This is a genomic window from Microcystis sp. M049S2 (assembly GCF_020245625.1).
Classification (GTDB): Bacteria; Cyanobacteriota; Cyanobacteriia; order Cyanobacteriales; family Microcystaceae; genus Microcystis; species Microcystis ichthyoblabe_A.
Map to the genome: position 1 here is coordinate 1 of NZ_JADBUN010000104.1, position 5,801 is coordinate 5,801.

Consider the following 5,801-nt stretch of genomic DNA (forward strand, 5'->3'; position numbering starts at 1 on the left):
CTTAATGATTTTAACTGCCGAACAATGTCAAGAGATTAGAAATATGACCACAGCAGTGATTGAATTTCCTCCCCTCTTAGTTGTAGAAATTGTTAGCCCCGGTAATGCCGATGATGACTACCGTTATAAGCGTTCAGAATATGCGGTAAGAGGCATTCCTGAATACTGGATTATCGATCCTATGGCTCTAAAAATATCAGTTTTAACCCTGATTTCGGGATTTTATGAACTGGCAGAATTTAATCAGGAAGATAGAATAATATCGGTGACATTTCCCGATTTACAATTAACTCCTCAAATGGTCTTTGCACAGTAGCATTATTAACGATTATGACTATCCCCTTAGACATCCAACAACGTTGCCAACAACTAAAAACAGAACTACAAAAAGCCAGTTATGCTTATTATGTTCTTGATGATCCTTTTATACCCGATAGCGTTTATGATCAACTTTATCGGGAATTAGAGGACCTAGAAAAGCGTTATCCCCAATTAATCACCCCCGATAGTCCCACCCAAAGAGTCGGGGATAAAATCTCTAGTCAATTCGTTTCTGTTCGTCATAATATTCCCCTCTATAGTCTCGAAAATGCCTTTAACCTCGAAGAATTAAATAAATGGGGCAACCGTTGGCAAAGATATATAAATGAAACCCAAGACACGGAATATGTGTGTGAATTAAAAATCGATGGTTCCGCGTTAGCTTTAACCTACGAAAACGGCTTTTTAGTCAGAGGTGTTACCAGAGGGGATGGAGTCACCGGCGAAGATATTACCCCCAATGTGCGGACAATTCGCTCTATTCCTTTACGCTTAAATATAGATAATCCCCCGGCAATTGTGGAAGTGCGCGGCGAAGCCTTTTTACCCCTCGATACCTTCGATAAAATCAATCAAGAAAGAGAAGAAAAAGGGGAATCTCTCTTTGCTAATCCCCGCAATGCAGCAGCAGGAACCCTACGACAATTAGATCCGAAAATAGTTGATAAAAGACGCTTACAATTTTTTGCCTATACCCTGCATTTAGACGATAACCATATCACTACTCAATGGCAATCCTTAGATAGATTAGAAAGCATGGGATTTCTGGTTAATCCCCACCGTCAACTCTGTCCATCCCTGCAACAAGTGGCGCAATACTATCAAGATTGGCAAGAAAAACGTCATCAATTAGCCTACATGACCGATGGTGTCGTAGTCAAAATCAACGATTTACAGCGACAAAATCGCTTAGGATTCACCCAAAAATTCCCCCGGTGGGCCATCGCTTTAAAATATCCTGCCGAAGAAGTCCCCACGGTAGTTAAAGATATTATCGTCAATGTGGGACGCACCGGCGCAGTCACACCCATGGCGGTGATGGAACCGGTACAGGTAGCAGGAACCACCGTACAAAGGTCTACTTTACATAATAGCGATCGAGTGGCCGAATTAGATATCCGCGTCGGTGACACGGTAATTATCCGCAAAGCGGGGGAAATTATCCCGGAAGTGGTGAGAATCCTGCCAGAATTGCGTCCTAGCCAGACTTTACCCTTCCAGATGCCCACTAATTGCCCTGAATGTCAATCTCCCCTAGTCCGTCCGGTGGGGGAAGCGGTGACGCGCTGTGTCAATAGTTCCTGTCCGGCGATTTTGCGGGGAAGTGTGGTACATTGGGCTAGTCGCGATGCTCTCGATATCCGGGGATTAGGGGAAAAAGTGGTAATTTTGCTGATTGAACAGGGATTAGTTACCGCTATTTCTGACCTCTACAGCCTCGAAAAAACGGAAATTGCCAAATTAGACCGAATGGGCGAGAAATCCGCCTTAAATTTGATTACAGCTATGGCTCAAAGCAAAAATCAAAGCTGGTCGAGGGTACTTTATGGGCTAGGAATCCGCTATGTGGGCAGTGTTAACGCCAAAATTCTCGCCGAAAGTTTTCGGACAGTGGAGGAGTTAGCTAACGCCAGCGTGACTAATTTAGCCTCTGTCTATGGTATCGGTGAAGAAATCGCTCAATCGGTCTATGATTGGTTTAGAATCGCCGCTAATCGGGATTTAGTCGCTAAATTACAGGCAGCGGGTTTACAATTTGCCGCAGCAGCAAAAACCACCACCACAAAAGCGACTTTAGCAGGGAAAACCTTTGTCATTACTGGCACTTTACCAACTCTCAAACGGGAGGAAGCGAAAGAATTAATCGAAAAAGCCGGGGGGAAAGTGACGGGTTCTGTCAGCAAAAAAACTGATTATTTAGTGCTAGGAGAAGCGGCGGGTTCTAAGCTAGAAAAAGCCCTAGAATTGGGCATTACTCAGCTAACCGAAGCACAATTACTCGAATTAATCGAAGTCGGAAAAGTCTAGTAAAATCTGGATTATTTCATTAACATAAAAGACAAGTGCATCCTTAAAAAAGATCAACCAAACTGGGCGATAAACCTGATTTAATCCAGAAACAAACTCATCAGATAAACAGTCAATTTTTAAGGACGAGAAAAGTAACATTATATTAAGTAAATGTCTCTGGTTAAGGACTTTCTGCTATTCTGAGGAATAGGTATATAGTGCTAGTCCTCACGGATATTCAAACTCTCTCTAACTTTTTATAAAAAAACATAAATAACAGGGTGTTATACTAATGATAACTTCAGAGTTGGCTTCTTTAATTATCGGCATTGAAGAAAATGTACGGCCAGAAAGCGAATATTATGGCAAGCTAGTCGAATGGCGAGAAAAATATCAAACATGGCATTATGGAATTAGCTTATCGAACACGCATTTCTTTAGTTTAGGAACTCTAGAAAAACAAGAACTGCAACTCCTAAAACGCCACGATATTCGTGATTTTGACCTGAGAATTCTTCCTGATGTTAAATCACCCTTTGAAAGCGACGAAGTAATAGAACGACTTAAATATGCTTTGAGATGGTTACAGGACTTACCAGACAATTCATCTAATAAGACAATCACAGGTAAGGAATTGGCTTTTCGGATATTGACAGGCAGTCCAGATTATGAATATTCTGGAGATACAAAACCAATTCCCCCCGAACTAAGTTATGAGGATTATTTAAAGCGAAGTTGTCCAAAACTGAAGCATCGTAAGTATTCTCTTAAAAATCCCCAAGTTTGGGCTTATATATTTTTGTTTGTTTTTGTTTTATTTGTTGCAATTTTAACTCCTCCTTTATTTGATTTGATAAAAAATTTGATTGGTTCAATAGCTTGGCTTAAAAGTATAGATAATCTAGTTGAAAATATATCAAAAATATTGTTTTTCTTGTTCATTTTTATCATATCTTTCTTGCTTTGGAGAGTTTTTGTAATTATATCAAATTTTAAATGGTCGGGCTTTCAGAAAAAAAGCTTTTGGGATTGGCTACAATTATTGATAGTACCTCTAATGTTAGCTCTAGGTGCTTTCTATCTGAATTCTGCAGCCGACTTTAGAGATTATAAAATTGCACAAGAGCGAAAACAGCAGGAGATTTTGACGGATTATTTTTCCAAAATGCAAGATTTAATTGTAGAGACAAAAAAAATCAAAGAAACATCTGGGTATAAAGAATCACATCCAAATGATCAGGAAGTAATGCTGTTACCAGAATTTAGCTCGACTGCTCAAGCTTTAACTCTCTCTGTTTTAGAACAATTAGATGGCAAACGTAAAGGAAAAGTTATCACTTATTTAGCTGAATCGCAGCTAATTACTATTACTGTTGATAATAACAAGCCATCTACTCAGCCAGAAATTAAATTAGATGGAGCAAATCTCGATGATATAGAATTAGGAAATAATGGGCAAAGAAATAGCCTAAATGAGAATGAGATGACAATAATAGATCAAATACAAATCAAAAACGCTAACATGAAAAGAGCTAATTTAAGCGAATTGAGGTCGAGACATTCAGAGCTACGTGGTTCTTATTTAGAGAATGCAAGTTTAAAAAATGTGTATTTTACTGGTTCTACAATGACAGCTTCAAGATTCATCAATGGTCAAATTACCGATGTAGATTTCACTGGTGTTGATTTAGCAAAAACTATATTTGATAATGTCAAGCTCGAAAATATAACAATTTCCGATAAAACTAATTTTAACCAGGCCTGTTTTACTAAAATTGCCACATCTAATACCAAAATTGTCACATCTAATACCAAGCAACAATCATATCTCCTAACAAAAGAATACTTGCAAGAACTAATAGACAAAAAATATGTTTTAGAAGCTAAAACTCATCAAGAATGTATTCAGAAGATTGGAAATGCACAAAAAAATTTAACAGGAGCCGAGTAGTATGAAGAATCGAGAGTGTTTAATTTTAGCTACTTTAATATTAAGCATTGGCCTTGCTGCCCAAGTATCTTCCCAAACTCCATCCTATGGTGTTATTTATGGTTCAGATCGAGGCCTTCAAGAGGCACAATGGGAAATAGAACAACTACCAAGACGATTGCCACAATATCGAGGCAAAAATAAGCTATTTAAACGAAAAGGATTTTATGTGAGTGTCATCTTATTCCCAACCAAGCAAGATGCTGATAACGCTCTACCAATAATAGAGAATGAATATAAAAGAGGCTCATTTTTCAGACCTCTTAGCGATTGGTGTCCCAATTGGAAAAACCCGGAAAAGAAAGAAAAGATAGAAAGTGGCATACCCTACTTTGACTGCGGAATATGAGAAGTTTTTGTCAGAAAAACTAGGGTGATCGAGGAATGATCGCCCTACATTTGTTTTGATGTTTACTTGATAAATAAGCTCTAAGACTGGAGCAAATCTGCGGAAGTATTATCGATTAACTGAGCAACAGCATCAAGATAATCATTAAGTTCCATTTTGTGAGCTTGAGCAAATAAATTAAGGGTTTCTACCTTTGTTCCTTCTCCCTGTTCAATGCGTCTCACTTGGCGCTCGGATACTCCTATAATATCTGATTGTCGCAGTTGATGCTGTTTGCGTAAAGAGGCAATCGCTTGACCAAAAATCTGGTCATGTTTTAATTTAATCACTGCAAACTTTTGTTTTGCTTTTGGTTCAATCACACTCAAAAAAGCCGCTATATCAAGCAAATGATTGTGAGGCTGCATCTACTATTTGTGACCTTCTCTCACTGATGGTGAGCAGCAAAAGTTATTAAAAGAGGGCGAATACGATTCGCCCCTACAATAATATTATCGCGCCAATGGTAGGGGCGCATCGTGGTCAGTGAGTTGATCGAACTGCGTGCGCCCAAAATGTGATAATGTTTGCTTAACCTAGAACGATCAAAGCGTTAGATTAGAAAGAGTCCTTTTTTGAGAGATATTTAAACCTGATGGTCTGGCCTTTTAAACCGAAAACCCGCAAACAAATCGCTCGAATAGAAATTACAGGTGCAATTGCCTCCGATACCCGCAAAAGAGTCTTAAAAGCCCTAGAAATCGTTAAAGAAAGGCAATATCCCGCCCTACTTCTCCGTATTGACTCCCCCGGGGGAACCGTGGGGGATTCCCAAGAAATTTATGAAGCATTGAAGCGGTTACAAAAAAACACGAAAATAATCGCTAGTTTTGGCAATATTTCCGCCTCTGGCGGCGTTTATATCGGTATGGGGGCTAATTATATTATGGCTAACCCCGGCACGATTACTGGCTCGATCGGTGTTATCCTGAGGGGAAACAATCTGGAAAGATTAGATCTCTTGCATAAGTCTAGACAAAATAGGATAAAATAGTCCAAGAGTTAAGATTGAAAGATGACTTACGAACAAGTAAAAACTTTAAAGCCAACAGAGTTCAAACGCTTGTGTGGCGTGTATCCAGATACATTTAA

5 protein-coding genes and 1 pseudogene are annotated in these 5,801 nt (G+C 39.1%); 5 read left to right on the top strand and 1 reads right to left on the bottom strand.

Annotation, left to right across the window (positions count from 1 at the left end; genetic code table 11):
• The 4 genes from IM496_RS08865 to IM496_RS08880 all read left to right on the top strand — a co-directional run.
• Window positions 1-316 (top strand): Uma2 family endonuclease (locus tag IM496_RS08865; RefSeq protein WP_287661750.1); only part of this gene is annotated, 316 nt, incomplete at its 5' end.
• Window positions 317-330: 14 nt separating this feature from the next.
• Window positions 331-2,349, top strand: a complete 2,019-nt coding sequence (gene ligA, locus IM496_RS08870) for an NAD-dependent DNA ligase LigA (RefSeq protein ID WP_287661751.1) — start codon at window positions 331-333, stop codon at window positions 2,347-2,349.
• 274 nt (window positions 2,350-2,623) lie between these two features.
• Window positions 2,624-4,282 carry a pentapeptide repeat-containing protein gene (locus IM496_RS08875; protein WP_287661752.1) on the top strand — a complete coding sequence of 553 codons (1,659 nt, stop codon included), beginning with the start codon at window positions 2,624-2,626 and terminating at the stop codon, window positions 4,280-4,282.
• Between the two features lies 1 nt (window position 4,283).
• Complete coding sequence (locus IM496_RS08880) at window positions 4,284-4,670, top strand: hypothetical protein (RefSeq protein WP_287661753.1); 387 nt, start codon at window positions 4,284-4,286, stop codon at window positions 4,668-4,670.
• Window positions 4,671-4,750: 80 nt separating this feature from the next.
• On the opposite strand, the gene IM496_RS08885 is transcribed toward IM496_RS08880, so the two are convergent.
• Complete coding sequence (locus tag IM496_RS08885) at window positions 4,751-5,077, bottom strand: helix-turn-helix domain-containing protein (RefSeq protein ID WP_287661754.1); 327 nt, start codon at window positions 5,075-5,077, stop codon at window positions 4,751-4,753.
• 227 nt (window positions 5,078-5,304) lie between these two features.
• On the opposite strand from IM496_RS08885, the pseudogene IM496_RS08890 reads away from it, so the two are divergent.
• A pseudogene (locus tag IM496_RS08890) lies at window positions 5,305-5,664 on the top strand (S49 family peptidase); the annotation flags it as partial.
• Window positions 5,665-5,801: the final 137 nt, after the last annotated feature.